A 16646-nucleotide genomic window follows, 5' to 3' on the forward strand; every position below is an offset into this window, starting at 1 on the left:
TGTCGAGTACCCGTTCATCTGCGTAAGATAGAAAATCTTCTCCCCTAACCGGCCAAGCTGATGAATACGCACTCCCTTCACACGCCCGATATCGACCTCGATAGCTGCGTCATCTACCAGATCTACCCCATGAGTTTTCAGGACAGCGATGGCGACGGTATGGGCGACATCAACGGCATCCGTCAGCGCCTAGGATATCTGGCCACCCTCGGGGTCGATATGCTCTGGCTCACCCCCATCTATCGCTCCCCCAAACGGGACAACGGCTACGATGTGGCGGACTACCGTGCCATCGACCCCGCCTTCGGCACCCTGACCGAGATGGAGCAGCTGATAGCCGAAGCAGCCGCTCACGGCATCGGCATCATGATGGATATCGTCGCCAACCACACCTCCACCGAGCACGAGTGGTTTATGAAGGCACTGGCCGGCGATCCCCGTTATCAGGGTTATTACGTATTCCGGGATCAAGCCTTTGTCGATGCTCACCCCATCACCTCGATTTTTGGCGGCAGCGGCTGGCAGTATGTGCCAGCGCTTGATCGCTACTACCTGCACAACTTCGATCCCAGTCAGGCCGATCTGGACTGGGACAACCCGGCAGTGCGGGCCGAAATGGCGGCGGTGATCAACTTCTGGCTGGGCAAAGGGATCAAGGGATTTCGCTTCGATGTGATAGACATGGTGAGCAAGGAGTGGGACCGGCTGGCCATGAGCAATGGCCCGCGCCTGCACGACTATATCCGCGAGCTCAATGCCGCGAGCTTCGGCAGAAAGGGGATCATCACGGTGGGGGAGACCTGGGGAGCCGATCTCGCCCATATGCAGAACTATTCGAACCACGATGGCAGCGAGTTCAGCATGGTGTTCAACTTCGAGCATCTGGGGCTCGGCAGTGACAAGTGGTCATCCCGCTTTGATCCCCTCGCCTTCAAGCGAGCCATGGCCCGCCACCAGCAAGGGCTGCACGGTCAGGGCTGGAACAGCCTGTTTCTCGGCAACCACGACCTGCCTCGCGCTGTCTCCCGCTTTGGCGATGACAGGCCAGAGTGGCGGGAAACCAGTGCCAGGCTGTGGGCCATGGTGTTGCACCTGATGCAGGGCACTCCCTTCATCTATCAGGGGGAGGAGCTGGCCATGACCAACCGCCACTGGCAGCCGGACGAGCTGCGCGATGTGGAGGCCATCAACTACCGCGCCAGCCAGTCAGGGCTGGATCCTGCCGAGCTGAGTCGGCGGCTCGATGCCATCAGCCGCGACAATGCCCGTACCCCGATGCAGTGGGATGCAGGTCCCCACGCCGGTTTCACCTCCACCACACCCTGGATTGCCCTCAACGCCAATCACATCGAGATTAATGCCGCCGAGCAACTGGCCCGCCCCGACTCGCCGTTTCACTGCTATCGCCAGCTTATCGCCCTGCGCAAGGCCCACCCTGTCGTTCGCCACGGCAATTTCGAGCTGCTGGATGGGGACGACCCCGAGCGCATCAGCTATCGCCGCCACTGGCAGGATCCGGCCAGCGGAGAGCGGCACACCCTGCTGCTGCTCGCCAATCTCACGGCGACCCCCTTGCCGATGCCCCACTTCGACAAGGTGACAGACAAGATGCGTTTGCTGCTGGCCAATTACCCAAGTGAACCACTGCCGCTCTTCGCCCCTTATCAGTGCACCATCTGGCTGCAAGTGGAGCAGGGTTAACCCCGTGTTGAGGGGCCATACCAATGGCCCGTCAGCCACCTCCCGTTGGTTACCAGCATAAAATCACGCCCCCACGCGGTGGGATTAAATTAACCACTATTACTGACTTATTAATTGATTATTTATCCCGTTTGATACGCTCTCATTGCCCCTCTTACTATGCCAGCGACCTATCCATTGCCGATGCAACTATCGGCCTTCAAACTGGCATAGCAAAGTGGAAAACACATGATCACCACAGACGGGAATAACGCAGTCGCCTCGGTGGCGTACCGCACCAGCGAAGTCATCGCCATCTACCCCATCACCCCCAGCTCGGCCATGGCTGAGCAGTCGTCGGCCTGGTCGAGCGAACGGGGCAAGAACCTCTGGGGGGATGTGCCCCGGGTTGTCGAGATGCAGTCGGAAGGGGGCGCCATCGCTGCCGTCCACGGTGCCCTGCAGACCGGCGCGCTGGCGACCTCGTTTACCTCGTCGCAGGGTTTGCTGCTGATGATCCCCAACCTCTACAAGCTGGCGGGTCAGCTCATCCCCTTCGTGCTGCATGTGGCGGCGCGTACCGTGGCGACCCATGCGCTATCGATCTTTGGCGATCACTCGGACGTGATGGCAGTGCGCCAGACCGGCTGCGCCATGCTCTGTGCCAGCAATGTGCAGGAGGCGCAGGATTTCGCCCTGATCTCCCAGATAGCGAGCCTCAACAGCCGCCTCCCCTTTATCCACTTCTTCGACGGCTTTCGTACCTCTCACGAGATCGCCAAGATAGCGCCACTCGCTGACGACACCCTGAGCGCCCTGCTGCCCGCAGATGCCATCCGTGCCCATCGTGACCGGGCGCTCACCCCCGACAAACCGGTCATTCGCGGCACCGCTGCCAACCCGGACACCTACTTCCAGTGCCGAGAGGCGAGCAATCCCTGGTATGACGCCGCCTATGGCCATGTGAGCGAAGCGATGCAGGCTTTTGGCGAGCAGACCGGCCGCCACTACCGGCCATTTGAATACGTCGGCCACCCGCAGGCGGAGCGAATTGTGGTGCTGATGGGTTCGGCCATCGGCACCTGTGAGGAGGTGATCGAGCGCCTGCTGGCCCAAGGGGAGAAGGTGGGGCTGGTGAAGGTGCGGCTGTTCCGTCCCTTCTCGGCCGGGCACCTGCTGGCCGCAATTCCGGAGAGTGCCCGCGCCATCGCCGTGCTGGATCGCACCAAGGAGCCGGGCGCACAGGCCGAGCCCCTCAATCTCGACGTGATGACAGCGCTGGCCGAAGCGGTCAGCCGGGGCGAGCGGGCAAACCTGCCGCGGGTTATCGGCGGTCGCTACGGCCTCTCCTCCAAAGAGTTCGGCCCCGCCTGCGCGCTGGCGGTGTTTGCCGAACTGGCGCAAGAGAACCCGCGCCCGCGCTTTACCGTCGGCATCTTTGACGACGTCACTGGGCTCTCGTTGCCACTGCCCGCCATCGACCATGGTCAACACCGGGGCGGTCAGAGCAAGCTGGAGGCCCTCTTCTACGGCCTTGGCAGCGATGGCACCGTCTCAGCGGCCAAGAACAGCATCAAGATCCTCGGCAACCACACCGACCTCTATCCGCAGGGCTATTTCGTCTACGACTCCAAGAAGGCGGGAGGCCTCACCGTCTCTCACCTGCGGGTGGGCGAGCGGCCGCTGCAATCGGCCTATCTGGTGGAAGAGGCGGACTTTATCGGCTGCCATCAGTGGCAGTTTGTCGACAAGTACCGGATGGCGGAGCGCTTGAAAACAGGCGGCATCTTCCTGCTTAACACCCCCTACAGCGAAGCGGAGATCTGGCAGCGCCTCCCCAGCGAGGTGCAGCACGCCCTGCGCGAAAAAGAGGCGCGCTTCTACATCATCAACGCCGCCAAAATTGCCCGCGACTGCCAGCTTGGTAACCGCATCAATACCGTGATGCAGATGGCCTTCTTCCAGCTCAGCGCCATCATTCCCCCCGCAGAGGCGACCAGCCTGCTGAAGCAGGCCATCGCCACCAGCTATGGCAGCAAGGGACAAGCGCTGGTCGAACGCAACTGGCAGGCACTGGGGGCGACCTGCGCCGCCCTGACCCGGGTGCCACTTGGCGAGCTGGATCCCGCCAGCCGCCCCCGCCAGCCGGTGGTTTCGGCCAAGGCCCCCGACTTTGTCCAGACCGTCACTGCCGCCATGCTGGCGGGGCTGGGTGACAGCCTGCCGGTTTCCGCCTTCCCGCCGGATGGCACCTGGCCGGTCGGCACCACCCGCTGGGAGAAGCGCAACATCGCCAAGGAGATCCCCATCTGGGAGGCGGAGCTCTGTACCCAATGCAACTACTGTGTCGCCGCCTGCCCCCACTCGGCCATTCGCGCCAAGGTGGTAGAGCCGGATGCGCTGGCCGCAGCTCCCGCCACTCTCGATGCGCTGGATGTGAAATCCCGTGACATGCGCGGCCAGCAGTACGTGCTGCAGGTGGCGCCGGAGGATTGCACCGGCTGCAACCTCTGCGTAGAGGTGTGCCCGGCCAAGGATCGCAGCAACCCGGATCGCAAGGCGATCAATATGGCTTCACGCCTCGATCACCTCGACGAGCAGAAGGCCAACTACGACTTCTTCCTCGACCTGCCAGAGCGTAGCGCCGAGCAGCTGGAGCGCATCGACATCCGCACCTCCCAGCTCATCTCGCCGCTATTTGAATACTCCGGCGCCTGCTCCGGCTGTGGCGAAACGCCCTACATCAAGCTGCTGACCCAGCTCTATGGCGATCGGCTGCTGATTGCCAACGCCACCGGCTGCTCGTCCATTTATGGCGGCAACCTGCCTACCACCCCCTACACCACCAACGCCGACGGGCGCGGGCCGGCCTGGGCCAACTCGTTGTTTGAAGACAACGCCGAGTTCGGACTGGGCTTCCGTCTTACCGTCGATCAGCACAGGGAACGGGTGCGCCGTCTGCTGGCGAGCCTGGGCGACACCATCCCGGCAGCGCTGCGCGAGGCGCTCGGCGATGCCACCCTGCCGATTTCCGAGCAGCGGGCCCATATCCAGCAGTTGCGAGTGTTGCTGCAGGAGAGCAAGGCCCCGGAGGCCCTTGAACTGGCCCGCGATGCGGACTATCTGGTGGAGAAATCGGTCTGGCTCATCGGCGGCGATGGCTGGGCCTACGACATCGGCTTTGGCGGGCTCGACCATGTGCTGAGTCTGGGGGAGAACATCAATGTGCTGGTGCTCGATACCCAGTGCTACTCCAACACCGGCGGCCAGCAGTCGAAGGCGACGCCACTCGGTGCCATCACCAAGTTTGGCGAGCAGGGCAAACGCAAGGCACGCAAGGATCTCGGTGCCAGCGTGATGATGTATGGTCACGTCTATGTGGCGCAGATCTCCCTCGGCGCCCAGATGAACCAGACAGTGAAGGCGATTCAGGAGGCGGAAGCCTACCCGGGCCCCTCGCTCATCATCGCCTACAGCCCCTGCGAGGAACATGGCTACGACATGGCCGAGAGCCACGAGCAGATGAAACAGCTGACCGCCACCGGCTTCTGGCCCCTCTACCGCTTCGATCCGCGCCGCGCTGACGAAGGCAAACTGCCGCTGGCACTCGACTCGCGGGCACCCAATGCCTCGCTGGCCGAGACCTTGCGCCATGAGCCCCGCTTCCAGCGGCTGGAGCGCCAGCTGCCGGAGGTGGCCAGCCAGCTCTATGAAGAGGCGGAGCAGGAGGCCAATCGCCGCTTCGCCTGGCTGAGCCAGCTGGCAGGCAAGGAGAGCCCGGCGCAGGAGTAAGCCACGTATGGCTTGATGGCAGCAGCCACTCTATTCACCAAATAACCATCAGGGCTCCCCGCGGGGAGCCCTGATGCTAGCTATGGTGAGCCAATGTCGGCACAGGCCGGCTCAGGCGCTGATGGAGGCCAGCTCATGGCGCTTCAACGCCAGCAATGTGATGAGCAGCGCCAGCGTGGCGATCAGTGCCATGCCGATATAGGTCGCGCTGAAGCCCGGGGCCAGCAGATCGGGGGCGAGCCGGCTCAGATCGCCACCGCTGCCGGCTGGCAGGCGGAAATGAAACAGCATGGAGCAGATAGCCACGCCGACGGCACCGCCAAGCTCCCGCCCGAAGTTGAACAGCGACATGCCGATGCCGCGATCTTCCCGTGGCAGGGCATTCTGTACCACCACCGAGAGGGCGGGCAGCACCAGACCCAGACCAATACCGGCAAACCCGAGCGCCAGCTTGACCCAGGCATCGAAGTGGATCTGCCACAGAGCCACCGCGGCCAGCGCAAACCCGACCGCAACAAAGCTTTTGTAGTGACCGGTACGGCCAATCAGCTTGCCGCCGACAAAGGCGCCGGCAGTGATGCAAATCATGAAGATGACCATGATGGCGCCGCTCTCGCTGGCGCTCATCCCCTTCTGCCACTGCATCTGCAACGGCAGATAGACCAGCACGGCAAACATCAGTAGCTGGGAGAGCATCACCAGCAGCACGCTCACCAGATAGCCGGGCAGCCGGGCCAGATGGGCAGGCAATATGGGGTCGTGGGCATGCCGCTCAATCAGAATGAGCAGCAGCAACGCGACGCCCAGCGCCGCCGAGAGCCAGACGGCGGGCAGCGCCGCCTCCGGCGAGAGCAGCAACAGGGTGAGCGTGGTGACGGTAATCAGCAGACCCGCGCCCTTCCAGTCGAAGCGACTGTGGCGACGCACGTTGAGTTGCTTGAGGTTGCGGTTGATGAGAAAGACTGCCAGCGCCCCGAGCGGCAGATTGATCCAGAAGATCCAGCGCCAGCTGAGTTGCTCGGTGAAGTAGCCGCCAAGCAAGGGGCCGGCGATGCTGGAGACCGCATAGACCGCCGAGATGTAGCCCTGATACTTGCCCACCTCCCGTGGCGGAATGGTGTCGGCAATCACGGTAAACGCGAGGGCAATCAGGCCGCCGCCCCCCAGCCCTTGCAGCACCCGTGCTGCCAGCAGGGTCTGCAGATCCTGGGAGAGGGCGCAGGCCACCGAGCCCGCCAGAAACAGGCCGATGCCGATATTGAGCATCCGCACCCGGCCAAAAAGATCGCTCAGCTTGCCATAGAGGGGCAGCACGGCGGTGGCCGCCAACAGGTAGGCGGTGACCACCCAGGTGAGGGCGGCCCCAGCGTGCAGCTCGGCGCCAATCATGGGCAGCGGGGTGGTGACTATGCTCTTTTCCAGTGAACCAAGCGCGATCACCAGCGCCACACTGGAGAAGATGGTTTTGGGGGATATTTTCGAGGTCATAAGCGGACTCGCAGATCTGATATGCCAAAGTATCCGGCAATGAACGGATTATTGTCTCACAAATCAGCAAGAGATAGAAAAAACGGCGGCCGCAATCTGCCCAACCATGAGGCCGATCCCACAAAATGCCGACCGTTTCTGTTAGCCTGCTCTATTTGATTCGAGGAGCCCCCATGAGCGAGCGTGAGCAGTATGGGTTTGATCACTACGATGCCCTGATTTTCGATATGGATGGCACTTTGGTAGATTCCATGCCCCTTCATCTGGATGCCTGGGAGCTTACCTGCGCCGAATTCGGCATCCCCTTCGAGCGGGATCAGCTCTATCAGTACGGCGGCATTCCCACCCGCAAGATCATCGCCATGCTGGCCGAGCAGCAGGGGCTGACGGTGGATGTTGAGGCCTTTACCCGTCGCAAGATTGCCCTCTATATGGAACATATCGACAAGGCCAGCGTCTTTCCCAAGATGTGGGAACTGGTCAGGCACTATCACGGCAAGGTCAAGATGGGGATTGGCACCGGCTCACCGCGCAATCAGGCGGACTCCATCCTGAAAAGTACTGGGCTCGATGCCTATATCTCTGTGGTGGTCAGTGCCGATGATGTCACCAACCACAAACCGCACCCCGACACCTTTTTGCGGGTGGCCGAACTGCTCGGCGCCAATCCCGCCAACTGTCTGGTGTTTGAAGATACCCGGATCGGGCTTGAGGCTGGCAAGGCAGCAGGGATGGATACCGTGCTGGTTATCGAAGGTGACCTGCACCAGCGGTAAAGTACTCAGGGCAAGCAGGCAAACCGATAAAATGGTGCCATCACAGTGGCACCATTTTTTATTCACGTGAGCATAGCAGCAGCGTCAGTGCCCGGACAGAGTTGCGATCGCAGCCGGAATAGTGGCAACCGTCAGACAAAGGGCGTTGGCCTGCGCCTCATCCTGTAGTGCCTGATGAGTGCGAAGCAACTCCAGGGCTTCGGCCGGGGTATCTGCAAAGGTGGGGGCGGCGATGGCGGCAAATCCCTGTTCGACCAGTTGACGACGCTCATCGCTATAGCTGGGTGCATTAGCATCTAGATAGGTAAGCGCCTGACCCTGCTTGAAAAAGTGATAGTTAGGCATCGATTGGCCCCGCAAAAATAAAGCGCCATTCTACTCCTTTTTGTTCCGCCGCCAGCGTCAATCTGTGTCGTCTCAAGTGATCTCGTTCACATTTTTATCAACAAATTTTCACCTGTTAGGCTCCGTACAAATCCCCTCTTCACGCAGCGTCAGACAACACCCGATACCGTCACTCTGCGCCAAACAAAACGCCTCCACAAAGGAGGCGTTGCGACTGAAACAGGGTGGTTCCCGTTACATGGCATTCGTCGATTCGAAGATCTTGTCCGCCGAGGCCTCGACAAAGCCCGGATAGAGCACGCCATCGGCCTGCGGATAGCGCAGGGCAAACTCGTAGAAGCAGCTCGGGATGGTACGTACCCCATCGCTGAACGGCACCTCTGCTTTGTCCGCCATGGTGGAGGATTGCTCCAGCATCACCTGCGGATCCCCCTTCACCTCGCCACCCACACTGTTGAGGACAAAACCCGCCGCCTTGAGCGCCGCATTGACCTGATGGATGGTGTCAAAATCCTTCAACTTGTTGATATTGACCGTGAAGTGGTTGGCACGATAACCCCAGGCTGCCATCCAAGCCGCATACTCGCTCTCCGCCAGCAGAGTCTGATAATCGGCATAGGAGACCTGCCAGGGGGCACCGGTGTAGAGAAATGCCGGGGTATCGGTCAGATGATCGGGCACCTGATCGGCCAGCTTGTGGATGATGGCTTGGGCAGCCGGGGAGAGCTCTTCCACCTTCAGCTCACTGATAAACACCTTGGGAGCGTCCGGATCCTGATGCTCAAAGTGCTTGGCATAGAGCTTCTTGGCCTTGAAGACGTACTCGCCCTTCTGCTCGTAACCGAGCGCAAGAAAGTGGGCGGCCAGCTTCTCCAGCCCCAGCTTGGGCAGGTTGTAGGTACGAAACGCCACGTGATCGTTGACGATGGGCTCGCCGCCACCCAGCAGGGTGTGCACCTTGAGGGCGCTCGGCGTCACCTTGATGTAGTTGTCCCACAGATGGCTGAACAGGGTGTCGATATCCTTTTGCATCTCTCTTTCCTTTGATTGCGGGTACAGATGGGGGCACCGCTGGATGCCCCGTGTCGTTATCAGAAGCGCAGGCCGGGCGACAGTTGATCCGGCATGGCGGCTTTGCTGTCTTCGACAGAGGCAACCGGATACGCACAATAGTCAGCGGCGTAGTAGGCGCTCGCCCTGTGGTTGCCAGAAGCACCGATACCACCAAACGGCGCGGCACTGGAGGCGCCGGTGATGGGTTTGTTCCAGTTGACGATACCGGCGCGGATCCGCTTGAAGAAATGGTGCCAGTCCACCTCCTTGTCCCCCAGCAGACCGGCCGAGAGACCATAACGGGTAGCATTGGCCAGATCGATGGCGGCATCGAAATCGTCATAGCGAATGAGTTGCAGCAGCGGGCCAAAGTACTCTTCGTCCGGCAGCGCCTTGACTGCTGTCACGTCGATAATACCCGGGGAGACGAAGCCGGTACCCGCCTCCAGGTGCTTGAGGGTAAGCAGGCTTTCGCCGCCCAGCTGTTGCAGGTTGGCTTGCGCCTCAACCATACCAATCGCAGCCTTCTCGCTTATCATCGAGCCCATGAACGGCTGCTCGGCGGCGTCATAGAGGCCGACCTTGATCTGGCTAACCACCTCGATCAGTCGCTTGACCAGGGCATCGCCACGCTCACCGCGCTCGACAAACAGACGGCGCGAGCAGGTGCAACGTTGACCGGAGGTGATAAATGCCGACTGGACGATGGCATGCACAGCGCCGTCTATGTCGCTCACGTCTTTCACGATCAGCGGGTTGTTGCCGCCCATCTCGAGGGCCAGAATTTTGCCCGGCTGACCGGCAAACTGCTGATGGAGGAAATGACCGGTGCGGGAGGAACCGGTGAAGAAGAGGCCGTCGATGTCGGGATTGCCCGCCAGCGCCTTGCCGGTCTCGACCTCCCCTTGCACCAGATTGAGCACCCCCTTGGGCAGCCCCGCCTCCTGCCACACCTTGACCATGGCTTCGGCCACCATGGGGGTCAGCTCGGAGGGTTTGAACACCACAGCGTTACCCGCAATCAGTGCTGGGACTATATGACCGTTGGGCAGATGGCCCGGGAAGTTGTAGGGGCCGAACACCGCCACCACACCGTGGGGCTTGTGACGGACAAACGCCTTGGCGCCCGGCATGGCATTTTCAACGGTGCCGGTACGCTCGTCGTGGGCACGGATTGAGATGGCAATTTTGCCCTGCATGGCGGCCACTTCGGTGCGGGTCTCCCACAGCGGTTTGCCTGTTTCGCGGGCGATGGTCAGGGCCAGCGCCTCTTTCTGCTCGCCGAGCAGGTCGGCATAACGGCGCACTATGGCCAGACGATCCTCAAGGCTCATATCCGCCCAGTGGTAGAAGGCGGCACGGGCGGCCTTGACGGCGGCATCCACTTGCGCCGCGCTGGCGGCAGCCCCCTGCCAGATCACCTCGTTCTTGGCCGGATCCCGTGACTCGAACGGCTTGCCTTCACCGGCAAGCCACTGACCGTCGATAAATTGCACTAACTGGCTCATCCATTCACTCCCTGTCGCTGGCAGGCAGCCGAGGCTGCCTGTCTGATAATCGGTTTGCTTGTCCTGTTTGCCTCAGTCGAGGTCAACCACCCGCACCATGTCGCCATCCTGCACCTTGAGTGCCGCCGCCATCTTGGGCGGGATGATGGCTTCGTGCTTGTCGAGATCGACCCGGATATTGCCGTAGCAGGCGCGGTAATGTTCGAAACGGCTGTTGCAGATAAGGTGGGTCTTGCCACCGATGGGCTCGCCCACCAGCACCCGCAGCTTCTTGCTGCGGCGCACGCTGCGGATATTCTTCACGTCGCACTCGACGGTGGGGCCCGCATCGAAAATATCGACGTAACCACGGTTCACGAAGCCCTCGTCCTGCAGCATCTTGATGGCCGGGCGGGTCTTCTCGTGGGTCTGGCCGATAACGGCCCGCGCCTCTTTGCTCAGCAAATTGACGTAGATGGGGTACTTGGGCATCAACTCGGCGATAAAGCGCTTCTTGCCGATGCCGGTCAGATAGTCGACGGTGGGAAAATCCATCGAGAAGAAATGGGTTTGCAGCCACTCGTAGAAGGGGCTGTGACCGTTGGCATCGGAGACGCCACGCATCTCGGCGAAGACGGTCTCGTCAAACAGCTCGGGGTGCTCGGCCATAAACAGAAAGCGGTGCTTGGAGAGCAGGCGGCCGTTGAGCCCCTCGCGGGCACATTCACGCAAAAACAGGGTGCAAAGCTCGGAGTTGCCGGTGTAGTCGTTGGAGAGAGTCAGGGTTTCAACGACGTTGTAGATGCCGAGCTTGGGTGATGAGTGCACCACCTTGCCGATGTGGTAGTTGTAAAACGGCTGGGAGAGGCCAACCGCGGCATCGATGGCACAGGTGCCGACCATCTCGCCGGTCTCCAGATCCTCAGCCACGAAGAAGTAGAGGCAGTCTCCCTTGCCGGCGGGCTTGTCGGAAAAAGTCTGGGTAGAGGCGTCAATCTTGCGCTGCAGCAGCTCATCGTTGACGGGCAACGAGGTCATGCCGGTGCCGGACTCGATGGCGCAGGTCTTGAGCCCGGCAAAATCTTTTTGCTCGATGGGACGGATAACCAACATAAATGACAACTCCCTTTCATTGACGACAGGTGGGGTCCCGGCTCCTGCCGGGAGAGCTCCCCACCTCAATTTGGAATCAGGCGTTAACCACCTGGGCAACCGCCTTCTCGAAGCGGGCCAACCCTTCCTTGATGTCCGCTTCCGGGATCACCAGTGAAGGGGCAAAACGAACCACGTTGGTACCAGCCACCAGTGCCATCAGCCCCTGATCGATGGAGGCCAGCAGGAAGTCGCGGGAGCGCCCCTTGTAGGCATCGCTCAGGGCCGCGCCCAGCAGCAGACCCTTGCCGCGGATCTCGCTAAAGCAGTGGTATTTGGCGTTGATTGCTTCAAGGCCATCGCGGAACAGCTGTTCGCGCTGCTTGATGCCAGCCAGCACCTCCGGAGTATTGATCACATCGATCACCGCCTCGGCGACCGCACAGGCCAGCGGGTTGCCGCCGTAGGTAGAGCCGTGAGTGCCCACTTTCAGGTAAGAAGCGATTTCGTTGGTGGTCAGCATGGCGCCGATGGGGAAACCGCCCCCCAGAGCCTTGGCGCTGGTGAGGATGTCCGGCGTGACGCCCAGACCCATATAGGCATAGAGATCACCGGTCCGGCCGACCCCTGACTGCACTTCGTCATACACCAGCAAGGCATTGTGTTTGTCGCACAGCTCGCGCACCCCTTTGGCAAACTCGTCGGTGGGACGAATGATGCCCCCCTCCCCTTGCAGCGGCTCCATCACCACGGCGCAGGTGTTGTCGGAGATCACTTCGGCCAGCGCCGCCAGATCGTTGTAGGGTACGTGGGTAATGTCACCGGGCTTGGGACCGAAGCCATCTGAGTAGGCTGCCTGGCCACCGACGCTGACGGTAAAGAAGGTACGACCGTGGAAACCCTGATTGAAGGCGATGATCTGGGTCTTCTGCTCGCCAAACTTCTCGATGGCGTAGCGGCGAGCCAGCTTGAGAGCGGCTTCGTTCGCTTCGGCGCCGGAGTTGCAGAAGTAGACCTTGTCGGCGAAGGTGGCGGCAACCAGCTTCTTGGCCAGGCGCAGGGCCGGCTCGTTGGTCATGACGTTGGAGAGGTGCCACAGCTTCTCGCCCTGGGTTTTCAGGGCCTCGACCAGCTTGGGATGACAGTGACCCAAACCGTTGACGGCGATGCCACCGGCGAAGTCGACATACTCGCGCCCTTCCTGATCCCAGACACGTGACCCTTCACCACGCACCGGGATGATCTTGGCGGGCGCATAGTTGGGAACCATCACTTCATCAAACACTTCACGTGTCACTGCCAACAACTCTGACATATAGCTCTCCTTCGATTCGGCGACAGAATAATCCACCGCCCAAAAGTTAAATCCGTGTAAACGTGACGGGATTATCACAGAAATAAAGTAAAAAGTCTGTAACAAGACGGCCTATAAGGAACAATGTTCGATTGCTCTTGAGATTTTAGGCAACCGCATTGCATAACGACTCAGGGGGGCTTGGCAAGAGATAATTTGGGCAGGAGAGGGGGTGAATAAAGTGTCAGGGAAATTTTTTTTGCCTTCTCTCGAACTTGAGAAGGCGATCACAACTTTTTATGAGCGCGCCAGAAAGTTGGCCAGCAACTGATGGCCCTGCTCGCTCAAAATACTCTCCGGATGGAACTGAACACCCTCGACAGGGAGCGTCTTGTGGCGCAGCCCCATGATCTCGTCAAACGAGCCATCGGCATGCTCGCTCCAGGCGGTGATCTCGAAGCAGTCGGGCAGCGTGTCGCGCTCCACCACCAGCGAGTGGTAACGGGTCACCCTCAGCGGGTTGTTGAGCCCCTTGAACACCCCCTCATTGCGATGGCGGATGAGCGAGGTTTTGCCGTGCATTACCTGACGGGCACGCACTACGCGGGCGCCGAAGGCCTGCGCCAGCGACTGATGACCGAGACAGACGCCGAGAATGGGCAGCTTGCCAGCAAAGTGGCTGATGGCATCGAGAGAGATCCCCGCCTCATTGGGCGTACAGGGACCGGGAGAGATCACCAGAAAACGGGGGGAGAGCTGCGCTATGGCATCAAGCGTCAGTTCATCATTGCGCTTGACCACAACCTCTTGTCCCAGGGCGCCGAAATATTGCACCAGGTTCCAGGTAAAAGAGTCGTAGTTATCGATCAACAACAGCATGAGATAACCAACAGCGGAGAATTAACGATCGAGATAACGACCCTGTTCCATTTCCCGTTCACGCTGACACTCGGCCAGATAGATGGCGGCAGCAACGGCAGGGGTTTTATGGTGCTTGTCGATGGCATTGGAGACCATCAACTGCAGGGTATTGAGGTTTTTCGCCTTGCGAAATTTACGTAGCCAGTGACCTTTGTCACTCAGCTCTTCAGCAGAAATAGTTGGTTGAACAGGCATGCTTTCTCTTGGGGATATTACCCAGGTTGAAATAAAGAAATGAAACAAAATAGCCGGGCAGAAAATAAAGAAAGCCAGGCAAATACCCAGCTCTCTTCTACTACACCTTCCCAGTATGTCAGGCTCGAGGAACGAAGCCGACTACATCATATACGCTGGTCAGGGTTTTTTCAGCTCTTTCGCGCGCCTTTTGTGCGCCTTCTGCCAGAATCGCGATCAGATGGGCCTCATCCTGACGCAACTCGTGGAAACGGGCCTGGATCGGTTCCAGCAGCGCAACCACGGCTTCGGCGGTTTCGGTCTTGAGGTGACCGTACATCTTGCCTTCGAAGTGCTGCTCCAGCTCGGGGATGGAGCGACCCGTCACCCCGGACATCAGGGTCAGCAGGTTGGAGACACCCGGTTTGTTTTCCGGGTCGAAACGCACCACCGCCGGCTCGTCGGAATCGGTCACCGCACGCTTGATCTTCTTGACGATCTGCTTGGGATCTTCCAGCAGGCCGATGAAGTTGGCTTCGTTGTCATCCGACTTGGACATCTTCTTGGTCGGATCCTGCAGACTCATCACCCGCGCCCCTTCGGTCGGAATGAAGGGCTCCGGCATGGTGAATACCTCACCATAGAGGTTGTTGAAACGGGTGCAGATGTCGCGGGTCAGCTCCAGATGCTGCTTCTGGTCGTTGCCGACCGGCACCTGATTAGCCTGATAGAGCAGGATGTCGGCCGCCATCAGCACCGGATAACCGAACAGGCCGACGTTGACGTTGTTCTCGAAACGAGCGGACTTGTCCTTGAACTGGGTCATGCGCGACAACTCACCCATCTGGGTATAGCAGTTGAGGATCCAGCCCAGCTCGGCGTGCTGCGGCACGTGAGACTGGATGAAGACGGTGCTCTTCTTGGGATCGATACCGACCGCCAGATAGAGGGCTGCCGCGTCCAGACAAGCCTTGCGCAGTGCAGCCGGGTCCTGACGAGTGGTGATGGCGTGCAGATCGACGATGCAGTAGAGGCAGTCGAACTCATCCTGCATGTTGACCCACTGACGCAGGGCCCCCATGTAGTTGCCGATGGTCAGTTGACCGGAGGGTTGCGCTCCGCTCAATACGATTGGTTTAGTCATGAGAGTGTTAATCCTTGTTATTCAGCCAGCCCAGCTGCGCTATTAGACCAAAAGTGCATCGAGCTGGGCAAACTGCTCGAATACCCAGTCTGGATGAGAGTCGGCGATGGGACGGCCATAGTTGTAGCCGTATGTAAGACCCACCACCTTCATGCCAGCCGCCTTGGCCGCCAGCACGTCATTTTCGGAGTCGCCCACCATCAGGGTGCGAGCCGGGCTCACCCCCAACTCCTGGCAAGCGTGCAACAAGGGCTCCGGGCTCGGCTTCTTGACCGGCACGCAGTTGCCGCCAAGCCAGAGTTCGAAACAATCGCTGATGCCAAGGGCATCGAGGATGGGGGCCACGAAATCGCTCGGCTTGTTGGTAACGATCGCCTGCTTGTAGCCCAGGCTTTGCAAGCGACGCAGACTCTGGGCCACCCCGTCATACATCGCCAGCCCTTGCAGCAGGCAAGCGTTGTAGTGCTGGAAAAAAATCGGTCTGGCCTTGGCAAACAGCTCGGGATCGGCCTCGCGATAGGCGAGCGCACGCTGGATCAGCTTGTCGGCTCCGTTGCCGACCCAGGTACGGATCACCGCGTCATCGGCCTGCGCCAGACCGAGGTCTGCCAGAGTCAGATTGACCGCCTGCGCCAGTTGGGCGGCGCTGTCAATCAGGGTGCCGTCCAGATCGAACAGCACCAAATCAAATGCGCGCTCAGCGTGTGACATGAGCCAGCTCCGCACGCATCTGGTCGATCACCGCCTTGTAGTCAGGCTGGCTGAAAATGGCCGAGCCGGCGACAAACATGTCGGCACCCGCTTCGGCGATCTCGCGAATGTTGTCGACCTTCACCCCGCCATCGATCTCGAGGCGGATATCGCGACCGCTCTCGTCGATCAGGCGACGCACCTGACGCAGTTTGTCGAGGGTACCGGGGATGAAGCTCTGACCACCGAAGCCCGGGTTGACCGACATCAGCAGGATCACGTCCAGCTTGTCCATCACATACTCGAGGCAGGAGAGCGAGGTAGCAGGATTCAGCACCAGACCGGCCTGGCAGCCCATCTCCTTGATGAGGCCCAAAGAGCGATCAACGTGATCGGATGCTTCCGGATGGAAGGTGATGAGGGAAGCACCCGCCTTGGCAAAATCGGGAATGATGCGATCCACCGGCTTGACCATCAGGTGCACGTCGATGGGGGCCTCGATACCGTAGTCACGCAGCGCCTGACAGACCATGGGGCCAATGGTCAGGTTGGGGACATAGTGGTTGTCCATCACGTCGAAGTGAACCACGTCGGCACCAGCAGCCAGTACCTTGGCTACATCGTCACCCAGACGGGCAAAATCGGCAGAGAGGATCGAGGGGGCAATCAGAAAGTCTTTCATCAGCATCATCCATTGGCAGCCAGGGAGA

At 60.2% G+C, this 16646-nt stretch carries 14 protein-coding genes; 3 read left to right on the forward strand and 11 right to left on the reverse strand.

All coding sequences use genetic code 11. The annotated features are described in order from the left end of the window. Positions 1-60 precede the first annotated feature (60 nt). Positions 61-1701: an alpha-glucosidase gene (locus AACT07_RS01485; protein WP_069526388.1), complete on the forward strand. Its 1641-nt coding sequence runs from the start codon at positions 61-63 to the stop codon at positions 1699-1701. 228 nt (positions 1702-1929) lie between these two features. Next, complete coding sequence (gene nifJ, locus AACT07_RS01490) at positions 1930-5472, forward strand: pyruvate:ferredoxin (flavodoxin) oxidoreductase (protein ID WP_069526389.1); 3543 nt, start codon at positions 1930-1932, stop codon at positions 5470-5472. A gap of 111 nt (positions 5473-5583) precedes the next feature. Here nifJ and AACT07_RS01495 read toward each other — a convergent pair whose 3' ends face one another. After that, complete coding sequence (locus AACT07_RS01495) at positions 5584-6960, reverse strand: MDR family MFS transporter (RefSeq protein WP_171902752.1); 1377 nt, start codon at positions 6958-6960, stop codon at positions 5584-5586. A gap of 173 nt (positions 6961-7133) precedes the next feature. Here AACT07_RS01495 and AACT07_RS01500 point away from each other — a divergent pair, with 173 nt between their 5' ends. Beyond that, positions 7134-7736 (forward strand): HAD family hydrolase, encoded by a 603-nt coding sequence (locus AACT07_RS01500; RefSeq protein WP_069526390.1) that lies wholly within the window; start codon positions 7134-7136, stop codon positions 7734-7736. Between the two features lie 84 nt (positions 7737-7820). Here AACT07_RS01500 and AACT07_RS01505 read toward each other — a convergent pair whose 3' ends face one another. From AACT07_RS01505 to rpe, 10 genes are all read right to left on the reverse strand, one after another. Further along, positions 7821-8081 carry a hypothetical protein gene (locus AACT07_RS01505; protein ID WP_043822322.1) on the reverse strand — a complete coding sequence of 87 codons (261 nt, stop codon included), beginning with the start codon at positions 8079-8081 and terminating at the stop codon, positions 7821-7823. A 234-nt stretch (positions 8082-8315) separates the two neighbouring features. Further along, positions 8316-9113: a DUF1338 domain-containing protein gene (locus tag AACT07_RS01510; protein ID WP_021229798.1), complete on the reverse strand. Its 798-nt coding sequence runs from the start codon at positions 9111-9113 to the stop codon at positions 8316-8318. Between the two features lie 59 nt (positions 9114-9172). Beyond that, positions 9173-10642, reverse strand: coding sequence for a succinylglutamate-semialdehyde dehydrogenase (gene astD / locus AACT07_RS01515; protein ID WP_069526391.1), 1470 nt, complete (start codon positions 10640-10642; stop codon positions 9173-9175). 72 nt (positions 10643-10714) lie between these two features. After that, positions 10715-11734, reverse strand: a complete 1020-nt coding sequence (gene astA / locus AACT07_RS01520; protein WP_005334994.1) for an arginine N-succinyltransferase — start codon at positions 11732-11734, stop codon at positions 10715-10717. A gap of 76 nt (positions 11735-11810) precedes the next feature. Then, positions 11811-13028 (reverse strand): aspartate aminotransferase family protein, encoded by a 1218-nt coding sequence (locus tag AACT07_RS01525; protein ID WP_058055649.1) that lies wholly within the window; start codon positions 13026-13028, stop codon positions 11811-11813. Positions 13029-13304: 276 nt separating this feature from the next. Further along, complete coding sequence (locus AACT07_RS01530; protein WP_069526392.1) at positions 13305-13886, reverse strand: aminodeoxychorismate synthase component II; 582 nt, start codon at positions 13884-13886, stop codon at positions 13305-13307. A 21-nt stretch (positions 13887-13907) separates the two neighbouring features. After that, positions 13908-14123, reverse strand: a complete 216-nt coding sequence (locus AACT07_RS01535; RefSeq protein ID WP_005334997.1) for a hypothetical protein — start codon at positions 14121-14123, stop codon at positions 13908-13910. A gap of 118 nt (positions 14124-14241) precedes the next feature. Beyond that, a complete protein-coding gene (trpS, locus tag AACT07_RS01540) occupies positions 14242-15246 on the reverse strand; it encodes a tryptophan--tRNA ligase (RefSeq protein WP_005362251.1) in 1005 nt (334 codons plus the stop codon). Positions 15247-15288: 42 nt separating this feature from the next. Further along, on the reverse strand, positions 15289-15957 hold the full coding sequence (locus AACT07_RS01545; RefSeq protein WP_069526393.1) for a phosphoglycolate phosphatase: 669 nt from the start codon (positions 15955-15957) through the stop codon (positions 15289-15291). Further along, positions 15944-16618, reverse strand: a complete 675-nt coding sequence (rpe, locus tag AACT07_RS01550; protein ID WP_040098116.1) for a ribulose-phosphate 3-epimerase — start codon at positions 16616-16618, stop codon at positions 15944-15946. Before rpe ends, AACT07_RS01545 begins: the two co-directional genes overlap by 14 nt. Positions 16619-16646 lie beyond the last annotated feature (28 nt).

The sequence above is a fragment of the Aeromonas sp. ANP5 genome, from assembly GCF_963870295.1.
GTDB classification, from domain to species: Bacteria; Pseudomonadota; Gammaproteobacteria; order Enterobacterales; family Aeromonadaceae; genus Aeromonas; species Aeromonas veronii.